The sequence below is a fragment of the Streptomyces sp. NPDC096176 genome (assembly GCF_044763255.1).
Lineage (GTDB): Bacteria > Actinomycetota > Actinomycetes > Streptomycetales > Streptomycetaceae > Streptomyces.
The window spans coordinates 994,504-1,018,765 of record NZ_JBIWFV010000001.1 but is presented as its reverse complement, the minus strand read 5'-3'; the positions used below and the strand labels follow the sequence as shown (position 1 = coordinate 1,018,765).

The following is a 24,262-nucleotide window of genomic DNA, read 5'->3' as shown; positions in this document are numbered from 1 at the left end:
GGCGGGGTTGGAGGGCGGGTCAGACGGCTGCGGCGTGGGCGGGAGCCTGCGTGTCGGCGGCCGGCTCCTTGGCGGCCTGGTGCTCGGGGCGGCGCAGCATCGTGAAGGCGACGGTGAAGGCGATGACGAGGAGCCCCGCGCCCACCGCGAAGGCGAGCCGGTAGCCGCCGGTCAGCGCCTCGGCCGCCGTCCGGCCGCCCGCCGTGAGGCTCTCGGTGCGGGAGGCGGCGAGGGTGGACAGAACCGCGACGCCCAGGGCCATGCCGATCTGCTGGGTGGTGTTGAACAGGCCGGACGCGAGACCGGCGTCCTCCTCGTTCGCGCCGGACATACCGAGTGTGGTCAGCGCCGGCAGCGCGAGGCCGAAGCCCGCGGCGAGCAGCATGACCGGGAGGAGGTCGACGGCGTAACTGGCCTGCACGGGGAGGCGGGTGAGGAGGGCGAGGACGCCGATGAGGAGCACGATGCCCGCCAGCAGGACGTTGCGCTCACCGAAGCGGGCGTTGAGACGGGCGGAGACTCCCAGGGAGACGGCACCGATGACGGTGGCTGCCGGGAGCATCGCGAGGCCGGTCTCGGCGGCGCCGTATCCGAGCACCTTCTGGAGGTACAGGGCGACGAGGATCTGGAAGGAGAAGAGCGCGGCGACCATCAGGATCTGGACCAGGTTGGCGGCAAAGACGCTGCGCGAGCGGAAGATCCGCAGCGGCATCAGGGGATTCTTCGCGGTGGCCTGACGGACGAGGAACGCGGCGAGCAGTACGGCGGCGAGGGCGCCGAAGCCGAGGGTGCGGCCCGAGGTCCAGCCGTACTCCTCGACCTTGACGACGGTGTAGATGCCGAGCATCAGACCGGCGGTGACCAGAACCGCGCCGAATACGTCCGCGCCCGCTTTGAGGCCCAAACCGACGTCACCGGGCAGGACCTGTACGGCGATCGCGAGGACGGCGATGCCGATCGGCAGGTTGATGAAGAAGATCCAGTGCCAGTTGAGCGCGTCGGTGAGTACGCCGCCGAGGACCTGGCCGATGGACGCGCCCGCCGCGCCGGTGAAGCTGAAGACGGCGATGGCCCTGGCGCGCTCCCTGGGCTCGGTGAACAGCGTCACGAGGATGCCCAGGCCGACGGCGGAGGCCATCGCGCTGCCGACGCCCTGGAGGAAGCGGGCGGCGATCAGTACGGCGGGCGAGGTGGCCACGCCGGCAAGCAGCGAGGCGGCCGTGAAGACGGCGGTGCCGGCCAGGAACATGCGCCTGCGGCCGATCAGGTCGCCGAGCCGGCCGGCCAGCAGGAGCAGACTGCCGAATGCGATGAGGTAGGCATTGACGACCCAGCTGAGGCCGGCCGGAGTGAACCCCAAGTCGTTCTGGATGGCCGGCATCGCCACGGTGACGATGGAGCCGTCGAGGATGATCATCAGCATCCCGGTGGCGACGACTCCGAGGGCGAGCCGGCGTGAGCGGGGGGCGGCGGGTGATGGCGCGGAGGCGGATGCGGCAAACATGCGGTCTCTCCTGTCGGTTGGGCAACAGGAGAGACCGTAGCAGATGGTTTTGTTGCAGACTATTTTTTTCGGTCTTACTTTTGGCCTCGCTTCCCCGCCTACCTGGACTGGCGCGCCCGGCGGGCGGTGCGCGGGGCCTCGACAGGGTTCGCCAGACCGTCGACGACCAGACGCTTCAGAGCCCGCAGGAGGGCCGCCCTGTCCCCGCCGGGAAGCGTGGCCAGGGCGTCGCGATGCACGCGGTCGACGATCTCCTGACTCTGCCCGGCGACGCGGGCACCCTCGTCGGTGACGGCGATGATCCGGGCCCGCCGGTCCGTACTGGAAGGGCGGCGCTCGGCCAGACCCGCCTCCTCCAGGGCATCAACCGTCACCACCATCGTGGTCTTGTCCATGTCGCCGATCTCGGCGAGCTGGATCTGAGTGCGCTCCTCCTCCAGGGCGTGGACGAGCACGCAGTGCATCCGAGCGGTCAGGCCGATCTCGGCGAGGGCGGCGGACATCTTTGTCCGCAGGACGTGACTGGTGTGGTCGAGGAGGAACGACAGGTCCGGTTCGGTGGGCGCGGGCGTCATGGCGGTCATGCCTGCCAGCGTAGAGCAATTCGATCCGATACGGATTATCCAGAAGAGACCTTATTGGAGCCTGGGTAGACCACATCGCCCAGGCCGGCGCTACCGATGTCGAGGGCGCCCATACCGTGCGCGGCGTACGTCCGGTCCGCATTGACGACCGGACGGCCTTCATGCCCCACCGGGTCCGCCCCCGCCCGCTTATGGCTTTGACGCAGGCAGCACCAGCGCGGAAGTCGAGCACGACAGGACACAGCCCCAGCGGCCATCCGGCCTGGCACACGACCCGCCGAGGGCGGAACCTAGGCGACCACGGCCGCCCGACGGGTCGTCGTCGCGATCGTCGCCGAGCCGACCACGCGGGTGTCGTCGTACAGCACGATCGCCTGGCCCGGGGCCACACCCCGCACCGGCTCGGTGAAGGTCACCCGCAGCTCCGTGCCGTCGACGAGCTCCGCGGTGACCTCCGTCTCGCCGCCGTGGGCGCGGAGCTGCGCGGTGTACGTGCCGGGGCCGGACGGGGCCGTGCCGCACCAGCGGGGCTTGATCGCGGTCAGGGCGGTGACGTCCAGCGCCTCGGCCGGGCCGACGGTCACGGTGTTGTTCACCGGGGAGATGTCAAGGACGTAGCGCGGCTTGCCGTCGGGGGCAGGATGACCGATGCGCAGACCCTTGCGCTGCCCGATGGTGAAACCGTACGCGCCCTCGTGACTGCCGAGCTTGGCGCCCCTCTCGTCGACGATGTCGCCCTCGGCCTTGCCCAGCCGGTCCGCCAGGAAGCCCTGGGTGTCGCCGTCGGCGATGAAGCAGATGTCGTGGCTGTCGGGCTTCTTCGCGACCGCGAGGCCCCTGCGCTCGGCCTCGGCCCGGATCTCGCCCTTGGTGGTGAGGGTGTCGCCGAGCGGGAACATCGCATGGGCGAGCTGCTTCTCGTCGAGCACGCCCAGCACGTACGACTGGTCCTTGGCCATGTCGCTGGCGCGGTGCAGCTCTCGGGTGCCGTCCTCACGGAGGACCACGGTGGCGTAGTGGCCGGTGCACACGGCGTCGAAGCCGAGCGCGAGCGCCTTGTCGAGCAGCGCCGCGAACTTGATCTTCTCGTTGCAGCGCAGGCACGGGTTGGGCGTGCGGCCCGCCTCGTACTCGGCGACGAAGTCCTCGACCACGTCCTCCCGGAAGCGTTCGGCCAGGTCCCACACGTAGAAGGGGATGCCGATGACATCCGCGGCGCGGCGTGCGTCGCGCGAGTCCTCGATCGTGCAACAGCCACGCGCGCCGGTCCGGAACGACTGCGGATTGGCGGAGAGCGCCAGGTGCACGCCGGTGACGTCGTGACCCGCCTCCGCGGCGCGGGCGGCGGCGACGGCGGAGTCGACTCCGCCCGACATGGCGGCGAGGACACGGAGGGGGCGCGGGGAGATCTCAGTCATAGCGCTACCAGGGTACGGGTCCGGGGGAACCGAAAGCTCGCGAGTATGCGTTGTGACCGGCATGGGCAGTGACAACAAGCACGGCGGCGGCAAGAAGACCGGCGGCGGGAAGAGCGGTTTGAGCCGGCGGGCCGTGCTGATCGGCGGTGGTGCGGTGATCGTGGGCGGCGGCGTACTGGCCGAGGAGGAGATCCGCCGCCTCTGGCGCGGCATGCCATGGGTACGCACGCCGCGCAAGGAGGGCGAGATCGATCACGCCGGGGCCCAGTGGATCGCGGCGAACGCCTCCAACTGGCGGCTGGCCGACCGGCCGGACGACTACGACATCGACCGGGTGGTCATCCATGTCGTCCAGGGCAGCTACCCGACGGCCCTGAAGGTCTTCAAGGATCCGCTCCACGGTGCGGCGACTCATTACGTCGTGCGCAAGGACGGCCATGTGGCGCAGATGATCCGCGAGCTGGACGTCGCGTACCACGCCGGCAACCGCTCGTTCAACGAGCGCAGCATCGGCATCGAGCACGAGGGCTTCGTCGACCGGCCGCAGGACTTCACGGACGCGATGTACCGGTCGTCGGCGAAGCTGACGGCGGGCATCTGCGCCCGCTACGAGATACCGGTGGACCGCGAGCACATCGTCGGCCACGTGGAGGTCCCGGGCACGGACCACACCGACCCGGGCCCGCACTGGGACTGGTCGACGTACATGAAGCTGGTCGGCGAGGCGACACCGGAGGCGCGCAGGGTGGCGAAGGCTGCCGAGTCGAAGGCGTAGGTCACCGGATGAGCGAGGAGGAAACGGACGGCGGACGCTGGGAGCCATGGACGGCTGAGCCGCGGGACGAGGTGCATGCCGCGCTCGGCCTTCCCGTGGAACCGGGACCCCGATCTCGACGTCCACGTCGAGATCGCCTCCGCGCTCCGGCGGTGGGGACTGGGCACTGCGGCCCTGGCACATCTGTGGGAGATGCCGCCGGCGCGGGTAACGGCGTGATGGTCCCGCTGGTCGAGTCCCTCACCTGCCGGGTGGACTCCGACCTGGTCACCGCGGCCGCGCACCGCCCGGCCACCCGGACGAAAGACCCTAGCTGAGTCCCGCCGTGCGGGCCCGTTCGACCGCCGGGCCGATGGCCTCCGCCACCGCGTTCACGTCGGCCTTCGTCGAGGTGTGGCCGAGACTGAAGCGCAGGGTGCCGCGGGCCAGGTCGGGGGGTGTGCCGGTGGCGAGGAGGACGTGGCTGGGCTGGGCCACGCCGGCCGTGCAGGCGGAGCCGGTGGAGCACTCGATGCCCTGAGCGTCGAGCAGCAGGAGCAGCGAGTCGCCCTCGCAACCGGGGAAGCTGAAGTGCGCGTTGGCGGGCAGCCGGTCTATGGGATCGCCGCCGAGGATCGCGTCGGGGACGGCGGTGCGTACGGCGCGTACGAGTTCGTCGCGCAGGCCGCCGATGTCGCGGGCGAAGTCCTCGCGGCGCTCGGCGGCCAGCCGGCCCGCCACGGCGAAGGCCGCGACGGCCGGGGCGTCAAGGGTGCCGGAGCGGACGTGGCGTTCCTGGCCGCCGCCGTGCAGCACGGGCACCGGGCTGTACTCGCGGCCGAGCAGCAGGGCGCCGATGCCGTACGGGCCGCCGATTTTGTGGCCGGACACGGTCATCGCGGCGAGTCCGGACGCGGCGAAGTCGACGTCGAGCTGGCCGAAGGCCTGTACGGCGTCGGCGTGCAGGGGGACGTCGAACTCGGCTGCTACGTCGGCGAGTTCCCGGACCGGCATGACGGTGCCGATCTCGTTGTTGGCCCACATGACGGTGGCGAACGCCACGTCGTCCGGGTTGCGTCCGATGGCCTCGCGCAGCGACTCGGGGTGGACCCGGCCGTAGGAGTCGACGGGCAGGTACTCGACCGTCGCGCCCTCGTGTTCGCCGAGCCAGTCCACCGCGTCGAGGACGGCGTGGTGCTCGACGGGTGCGGCCAGCACGCGGGTCCGGGCCGGGTCGGCGTCGCGGCGGGACCAGTACAGGCCCTTGACAGCAAGGTTGTCGGCCTCCGTGCCGCCCGAGGTGAAGACGACCTCGCTGGGCCTGGCGCCAAGGGCTTCTGCGAGGGTTTCGCGGGCCTCCTCGACGGTACGGCGGGCCCGACGCCCGGCGGCGTGGAGCGCGGAGGCGTTGCCGGTGACGGCGAGCTGGGCGGTCATCGCCTCGATCGCCTCCGGCAGCATCGGAGTGGTCGCGGCGTGGTCGAGGTAAGCCATGATGGCCCCGATTCTACGAGGCCCTGTGGGGGCACGGACGCGGCGCAGGGGTGCACGCTCGCCCCGCGTGCGCGCCGGGAGCGGCTCGGTCCCGACGGGCGCGGGCGATGTCAGCCGCCGAAGCTCCAGACGACCGACCCGTTGACGGTCACGAGAACGGCGAGCAGTACGAGGTCGGCCACGCCGAGCGCGAGGCCGAGCAGCGCGCGGCCGCGGCGCACCGTGCCGCGCCGCAGGGCGAGGGCCGCGAGCACGACGGCGGTCGGGCCGAGCACGATGTTCATCACGAGCAGTCCGACGAGGCCGAGCACGAACGCGGCGACGGCCATGCCGTCGGCGTCCTTGCGGCGTTCCTCGGCGGGTCCGTTCGCGGCTGTCGGCTCGGCGGGGCTTTCCGCGCCGGACGCGCTGTCGGGGGTGCTGTCGGGTCGGGCGCCGCTGCGGTGCTGCGGACGTATGAGTTCGGCGAGTTGCATGACGTCTCTCCTTCCGGTGCCGGCACGAGGGGTCGTGCTGGGCGCTTCAGTTGCGGCGAGCGCGGCCGCGCTCGCGCATGGCGAAGACGAGCAGCCAGCAGCCGATGGCGGAGGCGGCCACCAGCGAGACGGCGGCAGGGAGTTGGACCACCGCGCCCAGCATGATTCCCAACAGGAGGAGTGCCGCTACGAGGGCGATCATCGTCATCCTTTCGGCGACTTCTTGGTGAACACTTGTAGGTACGACTGTTCACTGACTGCTGAGTCTACTCTTCCTTTCTTGGGAGAACGGTTGTTTACTGAATGTCATGAGTCACACCGTGGGCATCCGCCAGGCCCAGAAGCAGAAGACCCGCCAGGCCCTCCTCGACGCGGCACTCGGCCTGCTGGAGGAGCAGAGCCTGAGCAGCCTCGGGCTGCGCGAGGTGACCCGGGCCGTGGGCGTCGCGCCGACCGCGTTCTACCGGCACTTCCGCGACATGGCCGATCTCGGTGTGGCACTGGTGGAGGAGACGCTCGGCAGTCTCCATGTCCCGATCGGCCAGGCGCTCCACACGGACGGTGACGAGCAGCGCATCGAGCAGGCGGTCGCCCTCATCGCCGAGTTGGTCCGCACGTCTCCGCTCCATGTGCGCTTCGTCGCGCGTGAGCGGCACGGCGGTGTCGCTCCGGTCCGCGCGGCGATAGCCGAACAGCTGCGGCGGTTCACCGACGAGGTCGTGCGGGCCTTCGCCGACGAGCCGGAGTCGGCCGGCTGGAACGAGGGGGACCTGCGGATGCTCGCCGGCGTGTACGTCGACCACATGATGGCAACCGGCTACGCCTTCCTGGAGGCGGGCCCGCAGGGTGAGGAACGGGTCGCCGACACGGCGCGGCGCCAGCTGCGGCTGATCAGTCTGGGGCGCCGCCACTGGCTGGACTGACCGCCGCCCTCCCACGTGCGCGCGGCGGGGCGGCAGCTGCGCCGCCACCCCGGTACAGGTCGACGACCGCGGCGGCCGCCGCCGCGAGGGTCTCGCGCGCCTCCGCCGGCTCCAGCACCTCGACGCTCTCGCCGAACGCGAGCAGCGTGCGCACCGCCCCCGGCGCGGGCAGTACGAGCGGCACCCGCGACCAGCCGTCGCCGCGCGGCTCGGATGCGCCCGCCACCTGGGCGGCCTGGATGCGCAGGAACAGGTCCAGCCGGTCGTCCTTCACCAGGACGGTGACCCGCGTCCCGGCCGGACGCTCCTCCACCTGGCGGCGCAGCACCTCCCACACGTGGGCCAGTTCCTGGCCCGGCCTGCGCCGTACCGGATCTTCGGTCGACTGCGCGGACTGCACACGGTCCACGCGGTACAGCCGCGGCACCGACCGGTGATCGGCCACCAGATACCAGACGCCCGCCTTCACCACGAGGCCGTACGGGTCGACGGTGTACCTGCGGGGCCGGGTCGTGCCGCTGTGCCGGTAGCGCAGCCGCAGCCGTCGGTCCGCGAAGACGGCGGAGCTGAGCGTGTCCAGTTCGACCGCCGCCTTGGGGGCAACCATCCAGCGGTCGGGGTCGACGAGGATGCGGCGGCTGGTCAACTCCGCTGCGGGCCGGTGCGGCTCGGGCAGTGCCGCCATCACCTTGCGCAGTGCCGACCCCAGCGCCTCGTCGAGCCCCAGAGCCCGGTGGGCGCCCTGCGCGGCAAGGACGAACAGCGCCCGCGATTCGTCCGCCGTCAGGCCGGTGACATCGGTGCGGTACCCGGGCAGCAGCGCGATGCCGCCGTGCCGGCCGCGCTCGGCGTACACCGGCACCCCGGCGGCCGACAGCGCCTCGACGTCCCGGTAGACGGTGCGTACGGAGACCTCGAGCCGCTCGGCGAGTTCGGAGGCCGGAACGAGGCCGCGGGTCTGCAGGAGCAGCAGGATCGACAGCAGCCGGTCGGACTTCACGGGCCCTCCGGAAAACATGACGGGGGATGTCAGGTTATCCGGGGATCGTATGGCCCGTCACCGTCGAAACGAAGCCGAGGAGTCGGACATGACGAACGACCCGCGCACCCTCTACGCCCGCACCGCCGCCCAGTTCGCCGGGTTGCTGAAGACCGTCACGCCGGACGAGCTCGAACGCTCCACCCCCTGTACGGAGTACGACGCACGGCAGCTGATCTCGCACGTCGTCGGCGCCACCCGAAGGTTCGCGGTCATCGGCGAAGGCGGCGACGGCATGGCGGTCCCGACACACACGGACGGCGTGGCGGACGAGGGATGGAGCGACGCCTTCGAGGAGGTGCTGCGGCGGGCGACCGCGGCCTGGGCGGACGACGCGAAACTCGCGGGCGAGTACACGGTGCCGTGGGGCCGGGTGCCGGGCGCGGCGGCGGTCGGCGGCTACGTCATGGAGACCCTGACCCACACCTGGGACCTGTCACGGGCGCTCGGGCATCCGGTACCGCTGGACGAGGAACTTGCCCTCGCCGTACTGCCGTTGGCCCAACAGGCACTGCCCGCGGACCGCCGCGGCGAGGAGGTGCCGTTCGCCGCGGTGCGCGAGGTCCCCGCGGACGCGGACGCCTACGACCGGCTGGCGGCGTGGCTGGGGCGCGAGGTGTGATCCACCCCGCGCCCCGGGGCCCGGGCGGGTCAGTCGCGGGGCGCCTTGGCGAGCTGGCGGGACTGGGCGACGAGGCGGTCCGCGGAGTCCCAGACGTCCGCGTCCTCCTCGAGGAAGCCGCCCGCCAGGTTCCGCGTCGTGATCGAGACCCGCAGCGGGCCGGGGGCCGGGCGGCAGCGGATGTGGGTGGTCAGTTCCACCGTCGGGGTCCAGCCCGCGAGTCCCAGCTCGAACGAGGTCGGCGGCAGCGCGTCCACCGTCAGCAGCAGCGACAGCGGGTCCGCGTCGCGCCCGTCCGCAAGGCCGAACCAGCCCCGCATCTCGCCCTTGCCGGAAGGGGCGCCGATCGCCCAGCCGACCGTCGCCGGGTCCAGCTTGATGTCCAGACGCTCGGTGATCGCGGAGCTGCCCGGGATCGGGGCCGGGCCGTCGGACGGTCCGAAGCAGTGCTCCTGCGGCGGGATCGCCGGCGGCTTGGCGGTGGTGCGCACATCGTCCGGGAGAGTGTCCAGATCGCCGTACGTGGCGAGCACCCGGATGCGCTCGACCTCCGTCCCGTCCTCCTCGTACTGGAAGAGGGACGCCTGGCCCGTGGAGAGCGTGCGGCCGGTGCGTACGGTCTCGGTGCGGATCACCGCGGGTCCGGGCTGGGAGGCCGTGAGGTAGTGGGCCGACACCGAGAACGGGTCGGGGTGGGGCAGCGCGTCGCCGAGCGCCCGGCCCAGGAGGGCCAAGAGATACCCGCCGTTGACGGCATGGATGATTGTCCAGCCCGACGAGAGCTCCGCGTCGTAGACGCCTGTCTCGCGCAGGATGATCGCGGTGTCGCGGTCGAACTCGCTGTCACCGATCGTCGCCTGAGCCACTGCTTCTGCCATGACCGCACGGTACAACAAGTAACTACTAAGCGGTAGCTTTTCTATGCCACCCGGCCATGCGGCCTCTCTCACTCGCTTTCGGTGGCCTCGGAGCGCCGGTTCCAGGCCCTCGGAGCTCGCCAGTGGTAGCGCATCGCCAGCAGTCGCAGAACAAAGGCCGTCATCACCGCCAGCCCGCTGGTGAACGGGCTCAGGGCTTCGAACCGGATGCAGAGCACGACCATCGTCGCGCCGACGATCGCGGGCACCGCGTACAGGTCGCGGTCCCAGCGCAGCAGGGACGGCACCTCGTTGGCGAGCACGTCGCGCAGCACACCACCGCCGACGGCCGTGGCAAGGCCGAGCGTCGCGGAGGCGGTGAGACCAAGGCCGTACTCGTACGCCTTGGTCGTGCCGGTGACGCAGAACAGGCCGAGGCCGGCCGCGTCGAAGACGTTGACGGCGACCTGGATGCGCTCGACGTGCGGATGCAGGAAGAAGACCAGCGCCGTCGCCACCAGAGGTGTGACGAAGTACCCGAGGTCGGTGAAGGCCGCCGGCGGTACGGCCCCGATGATCAGGTCGCGCAGCAGCCCTCCGCCCAGCGCCGTGACCTCGGCGAGGACCGCCATGCCGAACACGTCGAAGTTCTTGCGTACGGCGAGCAGCGCCCCGGAGATCGCGAAGACGAAGATGCCGACGAGCTCGAGGGCGTGCTGGACGGAGGGCGTGAAAAGTTCTTGGAGCACCGGACAGTTCTACAACGCCCGGTGCTCCAAGATGCGCGCGAGTCCGTCAGGCGGTCTTGCTGGACTCCTTCTCGGAGGCGTCCGCCTCCGGAGCGTCAGAGGGGGCGTCAGCCGCGGGTGCCGTCGTCTCGGCCGCGTCGGCCTTCGCGGGCTCCGGCCCCGACTCCGGTGCGTCCACCTCCGCCTTCGCGGGCTCCGGCTCCGGAGCATCAACCTCGGCCGCAGCCACGTCGGCCTTCGCGGATGCCTCGGCCTTGGCGGGTGCCTCGTCCCCGGACGCCTGCGCCGGCACCGCGGACGTCGGCTCGTCAGGGCCTTCCGCCGCGACGGCCTCGGTCTCCGTGACGGCCTCGATCCCGGTCGGGCGCGTCAGCTCGAGCGTTCCCGCCTCGATCTCGGCGGCGAAGTGGCAGGCCACCTTGTGCCCGTCACCGACGTCCGTCAGCACCGGCCGCTCGACCGCGCATTTGTCCTGCGCCCAGGGGCAGCGGGTGTGGAAGCGGCAGCCGGCAGGCGGGTTCGCCGGCGAGGGCAGGTCGCCCTGGAGCAGGATCCGCTCACGACGGTCCTCGACCTCCGGGTCGGGAACGGGCACCGCCGACATGAGCGCCTTGGTGTACGGGTGCTTGGGCCCCGCGTACAGCGCGTCGCTGGGCGCCTCCTCGACCAGGGATCCCAGGTACATGACCCCGATGACGTCCGAGATGTGCCGGACCACGGCGAGGTCGTGGGCGATGACGAGGTAGGTCAGCCCCAGCGACTCCTGGAGCTCCTCCAGCAGGTTGATCACCTGCGCCTGCACGGACACGTCGAGCGCGGAGACCGGCTCGTCGCAGATGATCACGTCGGGCTCGAGGACCAGCGCCCGGGCGATGCCGATGCGCTGACGCTGCCCGCCGGAGAACTCGTGCGGGTAGCGCGACAGCGCGTTGGTCGGTAGCCCGACCTTGGCGAGGATCTCCTTGATCTTCTCCCGGCGCTCGTTCTGGTCCTTGCCGATCCCGTGCGCGGCCATGCCCTCGCTGAGGATCGACTCGATGTTCTGCCGCGGGTTGAGGCTGCCGAGCGGGTCCTGGAAGACCATCTGCAGCCGCCGCCGGTAGCGGCGCATCTCCTCGTCGGGAAGCTTCGCCAGGTCGGTCCCGTCGAAGACGACCTCGCCGTCGGTGATGTCCACCAGCCGCAGTACGGCTCGCCCGAGGGTCGTCTTGCCGCAGCCCGACTCGCCCACGAGCCCGTACGTCTGACCGGCCTCGACCTTGAGCGACACTCCGTCGACCGCGTAGACGTGACCGACCGTGCGGTTGAAGAGGACGCCCTTCTTGACGGGGAAGTGGACCTTCACATCGTCGAGTTCGAGCAGGCTCATGCCGAGACCTCCGCCTTGGGCTTGGGAAGGACCGGGTTGACGCAGCGCACCTGGTGTCCGGCCGCGCGTGGTTCGGTCAGTTCGGGTGTGCCGGTCAGGCACTCCATCGTGTAGTAGTCGCAACGCGGCGCGAAGGCGCAGCCGTCGGCCCAGGCGATCCTGTCGTTGATGGATCCGCGGATGGGGCTGAGCGCCTCGCCACGCGGGGCGTCGAGGCGCGGGATGGACCCGAGGAGACCGTGCGCGTACGGGTGGGTGGGGTGCGCGAACAGCTCGCGGCGGCCCGCGGACTCCACGGCCCGGCCGGCGTACAGCACGTTGACCTGGTCGCAGAGGCCGGCCACCACGCCCAGGTCATGGGTGATCATCAGCAGGGCGGTGCCCTCCTGGTCGACCAGTTCCTTGAGCAGTTCCAGGATCTGCGCCTGGATGGTCACGTCGAGCGCCGTGGTCGGCTCGTCGGCGATCAGCATCCGGGGAGCACAGGCGACGGCCATGGCGATCAGCGCACGCTGACGCATACCGCCGGAGAGCTGGTGCGGGTACTCCTTGAGCCGCCGGGTCGGGTCGGGAATGCCGACCCGGTCCAGCAGGTGGGCGGCCTCCTTGCGGGCTGCCTCCCCCTTCAGCCCACGGTGGCGCTGGAGGATCTCGGTGACCTGGATGCCGATGGGGACGACCGGGTTGAGCGAGGACAGCGGGTCCTGGAAGATCATCGCGAGCTGGCTGCCTCGCATGTCCCGCAGCTTGCGCGGGTTCATGGTGAGCAGGTCCTGGCCGTCGAAGACGGCGCGACCGCCGACCTTCACGCCCTTGCCCGGCAGCAGACCCATCAGGGCGAGCGAGGTCACGGACTTGCCGCAGCCCGACTCGCCCACGAGGCCGACGACCTGACCCTGGTCGACGTCGAAGGAGACGCCGTCGACAGCCGTGGAGTCCTTGCGGCCCTTGGCGGTGAAAGTGACGCTGAGTTCGTCAACAGAGAGCAGTGCCATGGGACTTCAGCCTCGCAGCTTCGGGTCGAGGGCTTCGCGCATGGCCTCGCCGAGCAGGGTGAAGCCAAGAGCGGTGATGATGATCCCGATGGCGGGGTAGGCCGCCATCATGGGCTCGTTGTCGAAGAACCGTTCGGCCTGGGCGAGCATGACGCCCCACTCGGGGATCGCCGGGTCCGGGTTGCCGAGCCCCAGGTAGGACAGGGCCGCGGCCTCGATGATCGCGGTGGCGAGGCTGAGCGTCGCCTGGACGATCACGGGGCTGAGCGAGTTCGGCAGGATCTGGGTGAGGACGATCCGCTTCTTCCGGATGCCGAGCGCCTTGGCCGCGAGGACGTAGTCCGAGTTGCCCTGCACCAGCATCGAACCGCGCAGCATTCGCGCGAAGATCGGAATCTGCACGACACCGACGGCGATCATCACCGTAGTCAGCGACTGGCCCATCACCGCGGCGATCGAGACCGCCAGCAGCAGCGACGGCAGCGACAGCATGATGTCGGTGAAGCGCATGACCACCGTGTCGATGCGCTGCCCCGCCTTGCCGCCGAGGGTCGCGGCCGCGCCGGAGAGCACTCCGACGAGCGCGCCGACGATCAGGCCGATGAGCATCGACACCACGCCGACCATCAGGGTCTGCCGGGCACCGACCAGGATCCGGGAGAACATGTCCCGGCCCAGATGGTCGAGGCCGAACCAGTTTCCGTCGCGCGCGCCGACGAACTCGCCCCTGTTGGCGAAGACCTCGCCGCGCCACGTCTGGGCGGACGGGCTGAACGGCGCGATCCACGGTCCGACGATCGCGAGGATCACGAACAGTCCGATGATGACAGCGCCGATGATCGCCATCTTGCTGGCACGGAGCCGGCGCATGGCCTCGCGCCACAGGCTCGCCCCGCTGGTGGCCTCGGACGTCTGCATCAGCTCGGCGAGCCGATCGATCTTGTCGGCCTTCTTCGTCAAGGTCGTCACGTCAGTGCACCCGCACTCTCGGGTCGATGATGCTGTACGCGAGGTCGACCAGCAGGTTGATGAGGACGTACACCATCGCGATGAAGAGGATGAACCCGACGAGCACCGGGTAGTCGCGGGCGTCGATCGAGGTGCGGATGAAGTTGCCGATGCCGTTGAAGGAGAAGACCGACTCGGTCAGCACCGCGCCCGACAGCAGGCTTCCGGTCAGCAGACCGACAGCGGTGACCACCGGCAGCAGCGCGTTGCGCAGCACGTGACGGCCGCGAACTGTCCGCTTGTCCAAGCCCTTGGACTCCGCGGTACGGACGTAGTCCTCTCCGAGCACCTCGAGCACGCTGGCCCGGGTCATGCGCACGATGACGGCGAGCGGGATGGACGAGAGCGCGATGGCAGGCAGGATCAGGTGGTGGACCGCGTCCAGACTGGCGTCGAACTCGCCGGTCAGCAAGCCGTCGAGAACGGCGAATCCGGTGACGTCAGTGGCGTCGATGCCGGTGGTGAACCGCCCGTAACTCGGGAACCAGTGCAGTTGCACGGCGAAGATGCCCTTGAGGATCAGGGCGAGGAAGAACACCGGGATGCAGATACCGATCAGCGACCCCGAGACGGAGGCGACGTCGAGCCAGCCACCGCGGCGCTTGGCCGCCAGGTAGCCGAGCGGGATCCCGACAACGATGGCAATGAGGATCGCGACGATGCTGAGTTCCACCGTGGCGGGGAAGCGCGTCGCGAACTCGTCCCACACCGGCTGGCCGGTCTGGGTGGAGGTACCGAGGTCCAGTTCGAAGATGCGCTTGATGAAGCGCCAGTACTGGGCGTAGACGGGCTGGTCGAGCCCGAGGACCCGGTTGATGCGCGCCACTTCGGCTTCGGTCGCCCGCTCGCCCAGGATCGCTGAGGCGGGTCCGCCGGGCAGTCGGTTCAGCCAGAGGAAGAGCAGAACCGACAGGCCGAGCAGGGTGGGTATGAGCTGTAGCAGTCTTCGTACGACGAGTCGCAGCACCCCGCATGCCCCTTTCTTACGTGCGTCGATGCGGCTCCGCCCGGCCACCGAGATTCCGTGGCCGGGCGGACCCGCTGGTGTGCGATTACTTGAAGGAGACCTCGGCGAAGTTCTCCTGCGTCAGCGGGGAGACCTTCGGCGGGTTGACGTTCTTGGCGAAGGCGATCGCCGGCGGGGACGCCGAGATCGGGACGCCCGGGACGTACTCCATGATCGTCTCGTTGGCCTTCTTGTAGGCCTCGACGCGAGCCGCGGGGTCGGTGACCTTCGAGGCGGCGTTCACCGCGTCGAAGACCTTCTTGTCGTTGAAGCCCCACTGCTTGTCCGGCCCGGCGAACCAGGTGCCGATGAAGTTGTAGCCGTCGTTGAAGTCACCGGTCCAGCCGAGCATGTGCAGGGCGCAGGAGCCGGCCTCGGTGGCGTCCAGGTAGTCCGGGGCCCACTTCATGGCCTTCGGGGTGACCGTGATGCCGGCCTTCTCCAGGTCGGCCTTCATGCGCTCGAACATGTCCTGCGGGGCGGGCATGTACGGGCGGGTGACCTCGGTCGGGTAGCAGAACTCGATCTTGAGCTTCTCCTCACCGGCCTTCTTGAGGAGTTCCTTGGCCTTGGCGGTGTCGAACGGGTAGGTCTTCACCTTGTCCGAGAAGCCGGCGACCGTGTCGGGCATGAACTGGCTCGCGGCCTTGCCGCCTTCGGGCAGCTGCGTCTTGACGATGCCCTCGCGGTCGATGGCGTGCGAGATGGCCTGCCGGACCTCGGGCTTCTTCAGCGCCGGGTTCTTCGACTGCGTCATGCCGACGTAGAAGATGTTGAAGACGTCACGGGTCGGGACCTCGTAACCCTCCTTCTCCAGCGTCTTCACATCGGCGGGCGCGACCAGGTCGTAGCCGTCGATGTCACCGGCCTGCAGCGCCTGACGGCGGCCGGCCTCGGTGTCGATCGTGCGGAAGACCAGGTTCTTCACCTTGGCCTTCTCACCCCAGTAGTCGTCGAAGCGCTCAAGGGAGACTTCCTTGTTGCCCTTGTTCCACTTCACGATCTTGTATGGGCCGGTGCCGGCGACCGTGCCGGCCTCCTGGCTGTACTTCGGGTACGTGATCGCGTCGCCCTTGGCGGTCGCGTCCTGCTTCTCGTACTCCTTGAGGGCCTTCGGCGAGTGGATCGCCAGCGCCTGGAGGGAGAAGCCGCCGGGCAGGTTCGCCGAGGGCTCGTTGACCTCGATGACCGCCGTGTTCTCGTCCTTGGCCGTGCAGGACTTGTAGTTCGCCTTGGGGGCTTCCTTGTCCTCGTTCTTCGCGAAGCCGCCCATGATGGTCTGCCAGTAGTAGGAGACCGCGCTCGACTGGTACGTGCCCTTCCAGTTGAACCAGTGGTCGTAGTTCGCGCAGACCGCGGCGGCGTTGAACGCCTCTCCGTCGTGGAACTTCACACCCTTGCGCAGGTTGAACGTCCAGACCTTGCCGGCCGGGTCGCTCGACCACTTCTCGGCGAGGCCGCCGACGAGCTTGCTGCCGCCCGACTCGTGCTCGAGCAGGGCCTCGAAGGCCTGACGGGTGACCCGGAAGGTCTCACCGTCGCTCGCGAGCGCGGGGTCCAGAGAACCGGGGTCACCGGCTCCGGCGAAGACGAAGGTGTCCTTGGCGCCCCCCTCGGCACCATCCTTGCCCCGCTCGCTGGAACAGCCGGTCGCGATCAGGCCGACAGCGACTGCCGCCGTGATCGCCCGGACTGCGCCGGACTTGAATATTCGCATTGGGTCCACCCCATGGTTCCGCCGTGTGGAGAGGTATTGACGGCCGAACACTACAGACGGGAGACACCTGGGAGAACAGTCCGGATAGCGGTGATACCCACTCGAGACCCGGACACTCAACAAACCGGGCAGATCCGGGACATCCTCACCGGAGGGGTTAACGCCCTTGTCATCTGCCGGAGTTCATCTGCGCCATTCCCAGCTCAGCGGGTGTGTGGCGGAGGGTAGCCGTATCCGCCGCCGGCGGCCGGGGCTCCGGCATGGGCGTCGCGATCGTAGAACGGACGGGCATTGACCCGCATCCACATGGTGATCGGATCGAACTCGTCGGACATGGCGACGGTGGAGACCGGAAGCCCGTCCGGGACGGCGGCGACCGACTGCTGCATCATCGCGCGCACGGCGTCGACCGACTGCCTGCCGGTGTCGTAGAGATCCAGGCCGATGGCCAGATACGCGGGCCCGATGGCGGGCTGCACCCAGGCGCGCCGCAGGGAGCGGATGGCGGAGGTGCGGTGGGCGTTCTGGGTGAGCAGGGCGTAGAACTGCGGGATCTCGATCGCCGGGTCGGACAGCCGCAGCGGGCCCGCGGGCATCCGGTCCAGGCCCGTGGCGATACGGCGCAGATCGAGCCAGGGAATGCCTACGCCGCCGCCGGGCGCATGCGGGTTGAGCCAGATTCCCCAGCGGTCCGGGTAGAGCGCGCGGGCGATGTCGCGGCCGGTGACGATCTCGTGCGCACGGTTCCAGCCGGAGACGGCGAGCTCCTGCGCGGAGGTGACGCACGGCGCGTAACAGACGCCGTCGACCTCCATGTTCCCGTACTGGGCATCGGGCGAACCGGGCTGCCCGTGCCACAGCAGCATCCAGATCCGGCCGCCCGCGGGGTCGGCAAGGGCGTGCAGCAGCGCCTCGTACGCGTCGTAGCGGCCGGGAGTCACCTGGCGCAGCATGTGCTCGACCTGCCCGGCCGCCGCGGTGCCTGACGCACTCACCCTGGTTCCGCCCCTCGTTTTGGAGTCCCGCCGTCTGTCACGGCCCCTGGTCGAGCCGTTCAGGCCATCAAACCAGGTTAATCGGGAGACCCGGCAATGACTTGACCACTACGCGTGCTGCCGTTGATAGAAGGGCCGCACCCGCTCGAGCATCCAGTCGCCGACGGGGTCCTGGGCGACGTCGAGGAGCACGAGGTTGACCGGCCACGGCAGATGGACCCGGCCGAGAGCCCGGCCCAAGGCGTCCATGGGGGCGTTGCGGTCGGCGCCCTCCCAGGAGGAGACCTGGACACCGATGAACAGCGTCGGCTCGTCGCCCTCGATGGAGGCGAGCGCGCGGCGGGCGGTCAGTACGACACCGGCTGCCTCGAACTCACCGGCGGCAGCGGCGAGGAAGTCGACCGGCTCCTCCTTCCAGTCCGGCTCGAACAACCGCACACGGCCGCCGGAGGCGGGCCCGTCGAGCGGTGTCCGCCCGGCTCGGCACAGCTCCGCGACGGCCAAGGGAGGCAGGGGCACACCGACGGCGCCGCCCGGGTTCACGGCGATGCCGAGCTGTGGAGGCAGACCGCGGGCGAACTCGCGGGCGGGCGCGACGGTGAACGACATGTGGGCGCCGACGCACTGGAGGAACTGCTGCTCGGAGCTGAAGACGGGCACGTATGCGGCGCCGTCGACGTCCATGGTGGGCAGATCGAGGTTCGGGCTGTCCGGGGTACCGCCGTTGGGCAGCGGAACCCATATCGGGCTGCGGCCGAGCACCTCAATGAGGCGGCCTCCGGCGGCGGGGTTGCCGAGGGAGGCGGCCAGCACCTCTTCGAGCTCGTTGCCGGGCCAGCCGGTGTGGGGTGTCTCCATGGGGGTCGTCCTTCGTGCGGGGCGGTGCGCCGGCCCCGACCTTAGCGCCGGGGACGGATCGACTGCGGCCGCGGGGGCGCCGGGCCTCGGGCGCCGGGGCGAGCCCCGTTCCCCCACCCCCGCGCCCGAGGTCTCCCCCTGTGCGGACTATGCGAACTGTGCGGACTATGCGAAGCCCAGCCGCCTCAGCGACCCCGCCGATTCCCGGTCCAGCAGAACCGCCGACGCGCAGCCTCCCGGCAGTCGGCCGGACTCCGCCTCCGTGACCAGGTGGCTCACCGCCCGGCGGTGGCGGGCGAAGGCGTAGCCCGAGACGCCGCGGCCGCGCTCGCGCTGGCCCGCCCTGGCGACCTGGGGCGTGACGTCCAGGAGCACCAGGTGCAGGGACGCCCCCCGCCGTCGCGTCTCGCGGGCGAGCCAGCGGCGGACCCACGCCTGCGTGCCGCAGTCGTGGACGACAACACTTTCACCCGAACGCAGGGCACGCCGGAGCCCGGCGTAGTGGGCCAGACGGACGAGGGGGCGATAGACGGCGTACGGCAGCAGGCGGGGCATCCGGGCGTCCCACCGGTCGCGGGTGTCCTGCGAGTCGATGCCCCGTTCGCGCACGGCGCGGCGCATCAGCGTGGACTTGCCGCTGCCGGGGAGGCCGGAGACGACCACCACGTCGCCCGCGGCGAAGACAAGGCTGTGCGGGCTGCTGCCCGAGCGCTGCCTGAGGTCGCGCAGGACGGGCTGGGCGGGCCGGACGCGCGCGGGCGCCCCGGTCCGGGCTGGAACTGCGGGCAGCCCCGGCTGGGCGGACACCCCCGCGGTCGTGGCGTATGCACCGGTCGGCTGCAACGTCATGCCATCCCCCTTCGGGTCATCCCACACCCTTGCCCATGAAGTGTAAAGAACTGGTAATACGGCTCAAGTGATTTCAGGGCGGCCTCACGCTCCACTCTTCCCCGATGCGTGCAATGATGTGCGCGCCAACTGCATACCGGCCGCTTGAATCCGCGCGGGAGAGTCCCTGCCACATCCGTGGCGGGCGCCGAAGGAGCAAGTTCCTCCCTTGAATCTCTCAGGCCCCGTACCGCGTGTGATGAGGCAGATCTGAAAAGCGAGCCGCATTCGAGCGGCTCCACCCAAGGTGCAAGTCACGACTACCCGTACGCGGAGTCGGGGCGAACCTCTCAGGTTCCGATGACAGATGGGGAGGATTGTCCTCGCAGCCATGCCCTGGGAGCCACACCTATGAGCAACGCCCCCCGTCTGACCGCACTCGACGCCCTGCACAGGTCGCTGGGCGCGACCATGACCGATTTTGCCGGCTGGGACATGCCGCTGCGGTACGGCAGCGAGCGGGACGAGCACATCGCCGTCCGCACCAAGGCCGGCCTCTTCGACCTCTCCCACATGGGTGAGATCACCGTGACCGGCCCGCAGGCCGCGGACCTGCTGAACTACGCGCTGGTCGGCAACATCGGCACCGTCGGCGTCGGCCGCGCCCGCTACACGATGATCTGCCAGGAAGACGGCGGCATCGTCGACGACCTGATCGTGTACCGGCTCCAGGAGCAGGAGTACATGGTCGTCGCCAACGCCGGCAACGCCCAGATCGTGCTGGACGCGCTGACCGGGCGCGCGGCAGGCTTCGACGCGACCGTCCGTGACGACCGTGACGCGTACGCGCTGATCGCCGTCCAGGGCCCGGAGTCCCCCGGCATCCTGAAGTCGCTCACCGACGCCGACCTGGACGGCCTGAAGTACTACGCGGGCCTGCCCGGCACGGTGGCGGGCGTCCCGGCGCTGATCGCCCGTACCGGCTACACAGGCGAGGACGGCTTCGAGCTGTTCGTCGAGCCGCAGCACGCGGAGAAGCTCTGGCAGGCGCTGACCGACGCGGGCGCACCGGCCGGTCTGATCCCGTGCGGCCTGTCCTGCCGTGACACGCTGCGCCTGGAGGCGGGGATGCCGCTGTACGGGCACGAGCTGACCACCGCGCTCACCCCGTTCGACGCGGGACTCGGGCGGGTCGTGAAGTTCGAGAAGGACGGCGACTTCGTGGGCCGCGAGGCGCTCACCGCCGCCGCGGAGCGGGCCGAGACCGCCCCGCCGCGCAAGCTCGTCGGCCTGATCGCCGAGGGCCGCCGCATCCCCCGCGCGGGGATGGCCGTGGTCGCGGGCGGGGAAGTGATCGGCGAGGTCACCTCCGGTGCCCCGAGCCCGACCCTGGGCAAGCCGATCGCCATGGCGTACGTGGACGCCGCTCAGGCCGCCCCGGGCACGCCGGGTGTCGGTGTCGACATCCGCGGTACCCACGAGCCGTACGAGGTCGTGGCTCTGCCGTTCTACAAGCGCCAGAAGTGATCTTCCGGTGTCGGACGTGATCGTCCGCACCCCCTCCCCGTTCACCAGCACTCCCCCGCGTACAGGAGAATTCAGGTCATGAGCAACCCCCAGCAGCTGCGCTACAGCAAGGAGCACGAGTGGCTGTCGGCCGCCGAGGACGGCGTGTCGACGGTCGGCATCACGGAGCACGCGGCCAACGCGCTCGGCGACGTGGTGTACGTCCAGCTCCCCGAGGTCGGTGACACGGTGACCGCGGGCGAGACCTGCGGCGAGCTGGAGTCCACCAAGTCGGTCAGCGACCTCTACTCCCCCGTCAGCGGTGAGGTCATCGAGGCCAACGAAGACGTCGTCAACGACCCGTCGCTGGTGAACTCCGCCCCGTTCGAGGGCGGTTGGCTGTTCAAGGTGCGTGTCAGCGAGGAGCCGAAGGACCTGCTCTCCGCGGACGAGTACACCGAATTCGCCGGCTGACCCACGACCTTAGGGACCGAGTGATGTCGCTTCTCAACACCCCTCTTCACGAGCTGGACCCGGACGTCGCCGCCGCTGTCGACGCCGAGCTCCACCGGCAGCAGTCCACCCTCGAGATGATCGCCTCGGAGAACTTCGCTCCGGTCGCGGTCATGGAGGCCCAGGGCTCCGTCCTGACCAACAAGTACGCCGAGGGCTACCCGGGCCGCCGCTACTACGGCGGCTGCGAGCACGTCGACGTGGTCGAGCAGATCGCGATCGACCGGATCAAGGCGCTGTTCGGCGCCGAGCACGCCAACGTGCAGCCCCACTCGGGTGCGCAGGCGAACGCGGCCGCGATGTTCGCGCTGCTCAAGCCGGGCGACACGATCATGGGCCTGAACCTGGCCCACGGCGGTCACCTGACCCACGGCATGAAGATCAACTTCTCCGGCAAGCTCTACAACGTGGTCGCCTACCACGTCGACGACGCCACCGGTCAGGTCGACATGGCCGAGGTCGAGCGGCTGGCCAAGGAGTCCAAGCCGAAGCTGATCGTCGCCGGCTGGTCCGCCTACCCGCGTCAGCTGGACTTCGCCGCCTTCCGCCGGATCGCGGACGAGGTCGGCGCCTACCTGATGGTCGACATGGCGCACTTCGCGGGCCTGGTCGCCGCGGGCCTGCACCCCAACCCGGTGCCGCACGCCCACGTCGTGACGACCACCACGCACAAGACCCTCGGCGGACCGCGTGGCGGTGTGATCCTCTCGACGCAGGAGCTCGCCAAGAAGATCAACTCCGCGGTCTTCCCCGGCCAGCAGGGCGGCCCGCTCGAGCACGTGATCGCCGCCAAGGCGGTCTCCTTCAAGGTCGCGGCCTCCGAGGAGTTCAAGGAGCGTCAGCAGCGCACCCTGAACGGCGCCCGCATCCTCGCCGAGCGCCTGGTCCAGGCGGACGTCACCGAGCACGGCGTGTCGGTCCTGTCCGGTGGCACCGACGTGCACCTGGTCCTGGTCGACCTGCGCAACAGCGAGCTCGACGGCCAGCAGGCGGAGGACCGCCTCCACGAGGTCGGGATCACCGTCAACCGCAACGCGATCCCGAACGACCCCCGGCCCCCGATGGTCACCTCCGGCCTGCGGATCGGCACGCCGGCCCTGGCCACCCGCGGCTTCCAGGACGACGACTTCCGCGAGGTCGCCGACATCATCGCCGAGGCGCTCAAGCCGTCCTACGACGTCACCGCGCTGCGCGCCCGGGTCACCGCCCTGGCCGAGAAGCACCCGCTCTACCCCGGTCTGTGACGGATCTCCCGTAACAGACCGGACCAAAACAAAAGGGGCACCGCGCACACTGGACAGTGCGTGCGGTGCCCCGCACCACGTACCGCCCTGTGTTCTCTGCACCACCCCGGCAGACAACGGCGTCTACCAACCCTGAGGAGTACCCCCGTGGCCATTTCGGTCTTCGACCTGTTCTCGATCGGCATCGGCCCCTCCAGCTCCCACACGGTGGGCCCGATGCGCGCCGCCCGCATGTTCGCCCGGCGGCTCAAGAACGAAGGCCTGCTCGCCCACACCACGGCGATACGGGCGGAGCTCTTCGGCTCCCTGGGTGCCACCGGCCACGGCCACGGCACCCCCAAGGCCGTCCTGCTCGGCCTGGAGGGCAACTCTCCGCGCACGGTCGACGTCGAGACGGCGGACGAGCAGGTCGAACGGATCAGGACCGGCCGCCGCATCAACCTGCTCGGCATGCACGAGATCGACTTCTCCTTCGACGACGACCTGGTCCTGCACCGCCGCAAGGCCCTGCCGTACCACGCCAACGGCATGACGGTGCTCGCCCGCGACGCCGAGGGCACGACCCTGCTGGAGAAGACGTACTACTCGGTCGGCGGCGGCTTCGTCGTCGACGAGGACGCGGTCGGCGAGGACCGGATCGTGCTCGACGACACCGTGCTGAAGTACCCCTTCCGCACCGGTGACGAGCTGCTGCGCCTCACCAAGGAGACCGGCCTGTCGATCTCGGCGCTGATGCTGGAGAACGAGAAGGCCTGGCGCGCCGAGGACGAGATCCGCGAGGGCCTGCTGGAGATCTGGCAGGTCATGCAGGCGTGCGTCTCGCGCGGCATGTCCCGGGAGGGCATCCTGCCCGGCGGACTGAAGGTCCGCCGCCGGGCGGCGACCACGGCCCGCAAGCTGCGCTCCGAGGGCGACCCGAACGCCCTCGCGATGGAGTGGATCACGCTCTACGCGATGGCCGTCAACGAGGAGAACGCAGCGGGCGGCCGCGTCGTCACCGCGCCCACCAACGGCGCCGCCGGCATCATCCCCGCCGTGCTGCACTACTACATGAACTTCGTGCCCGGCGCGGACGAGGAGGGCGTGGTCCGCTTCCTGCTCGCCGCAGGCGCGATCGGGATGCTCTTCAAGGAGAACGCCTCCATCTCGGGCGCCGAGGTCGGCTGCCAGGGCGAGGTCGGATCCGCCTGCTCGATGGCGGCGGGCGCGCTCGCCGAGGTCCTCGGCTGCTCCCCGGAACAGGTCGAGAACGCGGCCGAGATCGGCATGGAGCACAACCTCGGCCTGACCTGCGACCCGGTCGGCGGCCTCGTCCAGATCCCGTGCATCGAGCGCAACGGCATGGCGGCGGTCAAGGCCGTCACCGCGGCCCGGATGGCGATGCGCGGCGACGGCAACCACAAGGTGTCCCTCGACAAGGTCATCAAGACGATGAAGGACACCGGAGCGGACATGTCGGTGAAGTACAAGGAGACCGCGCGGGGCGGCCTTGCGGTGAACATCATCGAGTGCTGAGGCGGTAGGCCCGGACAGCGCGCGGCCCCCGGCGGATACGCCGGGGGCCGCGGTGTCGCGCTGCGTCAGGCCTTGTTCAGGTGGGCCCAGAACTCGTCGAACGACAGGAGCTTGTCCTTGTCGGTGTCCTGCGCGGCGATCACGGCCTCGGCGACGGACTCGGTGACGTTCCAGTCACCCATCTGAGCCATCGCCCTCTTGTATTCGGCCGCAGTGATGAAGCCGTCGCCGTCCGCGTCGTAACGGTCGAACGCCTTGCGTGCTTCGTCGATGTCCGCCACCGGTCCA

26 protein-coding genes and 1 riboswitch are annotated in these 24,262 nt (G+C 70.0%); of the genes, 8 read left to right on the top strand and 18 right to left on the bottom strand.

The features are described 5' to 3' along the window. Window positions 1-19 precede the first annotated feature (19 nt). From ACIQ7Q_RS04820 to mnmA, 3 genes are all read right to left on the bottom strand, one after another. A complete protein-coding gene (locus ACIQ7Q_RS04820) occupies window positions 20-1,504 on the bottom strand; it encodes an MFS transporter (RefSeq protein ID WP_403856252.1) in 1,485 nt (494 codons plus the stop codon). A 98-nt stretch (window positions 1,505-1,602) separates the two neighbouring features. Beyond that, window positions 1,603-2,088, bottom strand: a complete 486-nt coding sequence (locus ACIQ7Q_RS04815) for a MarR family winged helix-turn-helix transcriptional regulator (RefSeq protein ID WP_403856250.1) — start codon at window positions 2,086-2,088, stop codon at window positions 1,603-1,605. A gap of 290 nt (window positions 2,089-2,378) precedes the next feature. Continuing rightward, window positions 2,379-3,506, bottom strand: a complete 1,128-nt coding sequence (gene mnmA, locus ACIQ7Q_RS04810; protein WP_403856248.1) for a tRNA 2-thiouridine(34) synthase MnmA — start codon at window positions 3,504-3,506, stop codon at window positions 2,379-2,381. Between the two features lie 61 nt (window positions 3,507-3,567). Here mnmA and ACIQ7Q_RS04805 point away from each other — a divergent pair, with 61 nt between their 5' ends. Both ACIQ7Q_RS04805 and ACIQ7Q_RS04800 read left to right on the top strand, forming a co-directional pair. Next, window positions 3,568-4,281, top strand: a complete 714-nt coding sequence (locus ACIQ7Q_RS04805) for an N-acetylmuramoyl-L-alanine amidase (protein WP_403856246.1) — start codon at window positions 3,568-3,570, stop codon at window positions 4,279-4,281. A 75-nt stretch (window positions 4,282-4,356) separates the two neighbouring features. Beyond that, entirely contained in the window at window positions 4,357-4,500 is a 144-nt protein-coding gene (locus tag ACIQ7Q_RS04800) for a hypothetical protein (RefSeq protein ID WP_403856244.1), read from the top strand. 90 nt (window positions 4,501-4,590) lie between these two features. Here ACIQ7Q_RS04800 and ACIQ7Q_RS04795 read toward each other — a convergent pair whose 3' ends face one another. The 3 genes from ACIQ7Q_RS04795 to ACIQ7Q_RS04785 all read right to left on the bottom strand — a co-directional run bounded on the left by ACIQ7Q_RS04795 (window position 4,591) and on the right by ACIQ7Q_RS04785 (window position 6,432). Next, window positions 4,591-5,754: a cysteine desulfurase family protein gene (locus tag ACIQ7Q_RS04795; protein WP_403856242.1), complete on the bottom strand. Its 1,164-nt coding sequence runs from the start codon at window positions 5,752-5,754 to the stop codon at window positions 4,591-4,593. A 110-nt stretch (window positions 5,755-5,864) separates the two neighbouring features. Then, window positions 5,865-6,230 (bottom strand): hypothetical protein, encoded by a 366-nt coding sequence (locus tag ACIQ7Q_RS04790; protein WP_403856240.1) that lies wholly within the window; start codon window positions 6,228-6,230, stop codon window positions 5,865-5,867. A 46-nt stretch (window positions 6,231-6,276) separates the two neighbouring features. Next, complete coding sequence (locus tag ACIQ7Q_RS04785; RefSeq protein ID WP_403856238.1) at window positions 6,277-6,432, bottom strand: hypothetical protein; 156 nt, start codon at window positions 6,430-6,432, stop codon at window positions 6,277-6,279. A 106-nt stretch (window positions 6,433-6,538) separates the two neighbouring features. Between ACIQ7Q_RS04785 and ACIQ7Q_RS04780 the strand changes: the two genes are divergently transcribed. After that, window positions 6,539-7,153, top strand: a complete 615-nt coding sequence (locus ACIQ7Q_RS04780; RefSeq protein ID WP_403856236.1) for a TetR family transcriptional regulator — start codon at window positions 6,539-6,541, stop codon at window positions 7,151-7,153. On the opposite strand, the gene ACIQ7Q_RS04775 is transcribed toward ACIQ7Q_RS04780, so the two are convergent. Beyond that, the gene (locus ACIQ7Q_RS04775; protein ID WP_403856234.1) at window positions 7,122-8,153 is read right to left on the bottom strand and encodes a helix-turn-helix transcriptional regulator; all 1,032 of its coding nucleotides are present in this window, start codon (window positions 8,151-8,153) and stop codon (window positions 7,122-7,124) included. The two genes, ACIQ7Q_RS04780 and ACIQ7Q_RS04775, sit on opposite strands and share 32 nt — an antisense overlap. Window positions 8,154-8,241: 88 nt before the next feature. Between ACIQ7Q_RS04775 and ACIQ7Q_RS04770 the strand changes: the two genes are divergently transcribed. Then, window positions 8,242-8,814: a TIGR03086 family metal-binding protein gene (locus tag ACIQ7Q_RS04770; RefSeq protein ID WP_403856232.1), complete on the top strand. Its 573-nt coding sequence runs from the start codon at window positions 8,242-8,244 to the stop codon at window positions 8,812-8,814. 29 nt (window positions 8,815-8,843) lie between these two features. Here ACIQ7Q_RS04770 and ACIQ7Q_RS04765 read toward each other — a convergent pair whose 3' ends face one another. The 10 genes from ACIQ7Q_RS04765 to ACIQ7Q_RS04720 all read right to left on the bottom strand — a co-directional run bounded on the left by ACIQ7Q_RS04765 (window position 8,844) and on the right by ACIQ7Q_RS04720 (window position 19,217). Beyond that, window positions 8,844-9,692 carry a thioesterase family protein gene (locus tag ACIQ7Q_RS04765; protein WP_403856230.1) on the bottom strand — a complete coding sequence of 283 codons (849 nt, stop codon included), beginning with the start codon at window positions 9,690-9,692 and terminating at the stop codon, window positions 8,844-8,846. A 68-nt stretch (window positions 9,693-9,760) separates the two neighbouring features. Further along, a complete protein-coding gene (locus ACIQ7Q_RS04760) occupies window positions 9,761-10,420 on the bottom strand; it encodes a trimeric intracellular cation channel family protein (RefSeq protein WP_403856228.1) in 660 nt (219 codons plus the stop codon). A 46-nt stretch (window positions 10,421-10,466) separates the two neighbouring features. Further along, window positions 10,467-11,789: an oligopeptide/dipeptide ABC transporter ATP-binding protein gene (locus ACIQ7Q_RS04755; RefSeq protein ID WP_403856226.1), complete on the bottom strand. Its 1,323-nt coding sequence runs from the start codon at window positions 11,787-11,789 to the stop codon at window positions 10,467-10,469. Further along, window positions 11,786-12,784, bottom strand: coding sequence for an ABC transporter ATP-binding protein (locus ACIQ7Q_RS04750; RefSeq protein ID WP_403856224.1), 999 nt, complete (start codon window positions 12,782-12,784; stop codon window positions 11,786-11,788). The genes ACIQ7Q_RS04755 and ACIQ7Q_RS04750 overlap by 4 nt, the downstream gene beginning before the upstream one ends. A gap of 6 nt (window positions 12,785-12,790) precedes the next feature. After that, window positions 12,791-13,753: an ABC transporter permease gene (locus ACIQ7Q_RS04745; RefSeq protein WP_403856222.1), complete on the bottom strand. Its 963-nt coding sequence runs from the start codon at window positions 13,751-13,753 to the stop codon at window positions 12,791-12,793. Window position 13,754: 1 nt separating this feature from the next. Then, window positions 13,755-14,759, bottom strand: a complete 1,005-nt coding sequence (locus ACIQ7Q_RS04740; protein WP_403856220.1) for an ABC transporter permease — start codon at window positions 14,757-14,759, stop codon at window positions 13,755-13,757. A gap of 85 nt (window positions 14,760-14,844) precedes the next feature. After that, a complete protein-coding gene (locus ACIQ7Q_RS04735; RefSeq protein ID WP_403856218.1) occupies window positions 14,845-16,515 on the bottom strand; it encodes an ABC transporter substrate-binding protein in 1,671 nt (556 codons plus the stop codon). Between the two features lie 203 nt (window positions 16,516-16,718). Beyond that, entirely contained in the window at window positions 16,719-17,510 is a 792-nt protein-coding gene (locus tag ACIQ7Q_RS04730; protein ID WP_403856216.1) for an enhanced serine sensitivity protein SseB C-terminal domain-containing protein, read from the bottom strand. Between the two features lie 108 nt (window positions 17,511-17,618). Continuing rightward, on the bottom strand, window positions 17,619-18,368 hold the full coding sequence (locus tag ACIQ7Q_RS04725; RefSeq protein WP_403856214.1) for an enhanced serine sensitivity protein SseB: 750 nt from the start codon (window positions 18,366-18,368) through the stop codon (window positions 17,619-17,621). Between the two features lie 165 nt (window positions 18,369-18,533). Continuing rightward, complete coding sequence (locus ACIQ7Q_RS04720) at window positions 18,534-19,217, bottom strand: AAA family ATPase (protein ID WP_403856212.1); 684 nt, start codon at window positions 19,215-19,217, stop codon at window positions 18,534-18,536. A gap of 145 nt (window positions 19,218-19,362) precedes the next feature. Beyond that, window positions 19,363-19,459: riboswitch (glycine riboswitch) on the top strand. 148 nt (window positions 19,460-19,607) lie between these two features. Here ACIQ7Q_RS04720 and gcvT point away from each other — a divergent pair. The 4 genes from gcvT to ACIQ7Q_RS04700 all read left to right on the top strand — a co-directional run bounded on the left by gcvT (window position 19,608) and on the right by ACIQ7Q_RS04700 (window position 23,974). After that, the gene (gene gcvT, locus ACIQ7Q_RS04715) at window positions 19,608-20,723 is read left to right on the top strand and encodes a glycine cleavage system aminomethyltransferase GcvT (RefSeq protein WP_403856210.1); all 1,116 of its coding nucleotides are present in this window, start codon (window positions 19,608-19,610) and stop codon (window positions 20,721-20,723) included. Between the two features lie 78 nt (window positions 20,724-20,801). Beyond that, the gene (gene gcvH, locus ACIQ7Q_RS04710; RefSeq protein WP_403856208.1) at window positions 20,802-21,176 is read left to right on the top strand and encodes a glycine cleavage system protein GcvH; all 375 of its coding nucleotides are present in this window, start codon (window positions 20,802-20,804) and stop codon (window positions 21,174-21,176) included. A 23-nt stretch (window positions 21,177-21,199) separates the two neighbouring features. Beyond that, window positions 21,200-22,459 (top strand): serine hydroxymethyltransferase, encoded by a 1,260-nt coding sequence (gene glyA, locus ACIQ7Q_RS04705; RefSeq protein WP_403856206.1) that lies wholly within the window; start codon window positions 21,200-21,202, stop codon window positions 22,457-22,459. 147 nt (window positions 22,460-22,606) lie between these two features. Beyond that, window positions 22,607-23,974 (top strand): L-serine ammonia-lyase, encoded by a 1,368-nt coding sequence (locus ACIQ7Q_RS04700; RefSeq protein ID WP_403856204.1) that lies wholly within the window; start codon window positions 22,607-22,609, stop codon window positions 23,972-23,974. Window positions 23,975-24,039: 65 nt separating this feature from the next. On the opposite strand, the gene ACIQ7Q_RS04695 is transcribed toward ACIQ7Q_RS04700, so the two are convergent. Further along, window positions 24,040-24,255, bottom strand: coding sequence for an EF-hand domain-containing protein (locus ACIQ7Q_RS04695; protein ID WP_403856202.1), 216 nt, complete (start codon window positions 24,253-24,255; stop codon window positions 24,040-24,042). Between the last annotated feature and the right edge of the window lie 7 nt (window positions 24,256-24,262).